General features: G+C 70.6%; 2 protein-coding genes. Both read right to left on the bottom strand.

The annotated features are described in order from the left end of the window. Positions 1-51: 51 nt before the first annotated feature. A complete protein-coding gene (locus tag ACO1BR_RS27060; RefSeq protein WP_426797712.1) occupies positions 52-504 on the bottom strand; it encodes a hypothetical protein in 453 nt (150 codons plus the stop codon). Between the two features lie 241 nt (positions 505-745). Then, positions 746-1,171 (bottom strand): pyridoxamine 5'-phosphate oxidase family protein, encoded by a 426-nt coding sequence (locus tag ACO1BR_RS27055; protein WP_426797711.1) that lies wholly within the window; start codon positions 1,169-1,171, stop codon positions 746-748. Positions 1,172-1,291 lie beyond the last annotated feature (120 nt).

Below are 1,291 nucleotides of genomic sequence, written 5' to 3'. Positions count from 1 at the left end.
GCCGGTGCGCACCGGCTCGGCGGTGCCGTGGCCGGTGCGCGGTCGGCTACGTCACCAGCGGTCGATGCCCATGGTGCGCGCCGCGTCGTGGATCGCCTGGTAGTGAGCCGGCGACATGCCCGACTTCTTGTCCGGAACGTTGCGGTCCTTGGTCCGGAACTCGTCCCGCGAGCCGGCCAGCAGGCTGGTGCCGTACCTGACCGGCACGTCGCCCGTGCCGTGGACGGGGTGCGACTTGGCCGCGCTGTCGCTGCCGGCCTTCGCCAGGATGCTCCGGGCCTGGTTGTACGCGGCGGCCTTGATCGTGGTCGGGTTCGCGGCCAGGCGGGCGCCCATCGCGTGGTCGCCGGCGGCGACCGGCGCGACAGCGCTCGTGGTCGCCCGGCTCGGTTCATTCGCCGCCTGGTCGCTCCTGGCGGGGGCGGCACCAGCGGTCGGGGCGACCACCGCGAAGGCCGAGGCCGCTATCGCGGCGACCAGTCCGGTACGAATGGCTAACTTCATTGCTGCAAGTCCCTTCTGTGCATTGCTGTCCGTCGACGCTATACCCGATGTCGTCTCCGCTGTCGATGAAATGCCGTGGGTGGCAACGGAGTTGTGGACGGCGGGCGGCGGATGTCGGACCGTGCGTGCCTGGGACGGGGCGGGACGCCGCGCTCGGCTCGTACCGGGGAGCCGGGCGCTCGGGGGCAGGAGTGAAGAGTGGGCACCGCGTGGTTCCGTGGGGGCTTGCGCGCTCGTGTGGTCAGAGGGATCCCATGTCGGCGGACAGCCAGTGTTCCGGCCGCAGGTAGATCGCGATGTGTTCACCGAGCCGGGTGCGGTCGTATTCCACGAAGTCGGCGACCTTGTCCTGGGGGAGGTACCGCGCGGCCATCTCCCAGGACCGCTCGCGGCTGTCCGGTTCGGTCCTGGTCACCGGTCCTTCCACCGACACGTAGCGCACCGTCGGCTCGGTCCGCTGCACCATGAGGCTGAAACGCCCTGCGGACCGGATCGCCCGCGCCTTCCGGGAGTCGGGCCCGGTACGAACCCATAGTTCGCCACCGGGCGTGTACTGATACCAGATGGGAACCGTCAGCGGTGCGCGGTCCGGCCGCTCGATGACCGACAGCGCACCGATATGGGGTTCCGCCAGAAAAAGCTCTCGTTCCCGCATCGACAGTGTCATGGAGCCGACCATAGTCCGCGTGACAGCTCCCGGCGGCTCCGACAGGTCACCGTTGGCGTTGGCGCCGGTACCCGGTTCCCGGGTGCCGGCACACGGGGCCGCGCCGCGAGCGGCGCGGCC

The organism is Streptomyces sp. YGL11-2 (assembly GCF_050054615.1).
Taxonomy (GTDB): Bacteria; Actinomycetota; Actinomycetes; order Streptomycetales; family Streptomycetaceae; genus Streptomyces.
This window is presented reverse-complemented; position numbering and strand designations above follow the sequence as displayed.

Bases quoted from the DNA above. Each gene is read 5' to 3' on its own strand.
- ACO1BR_RS27060 (WP_426797712.1), bottom strand. From the start codon at position 504: ATGAAGTTAGCCATTCGTACCGGACTGGTCGCCGCGATAGCGGCCTCG.
- ACO1BR_RS27055 (WP_426797711.1), bottom strand. From the start codon at position 1,171: ATGACACTGTCGATGCGGGAACGAGAGCTTTTTCTGGCGGAACCCCAT.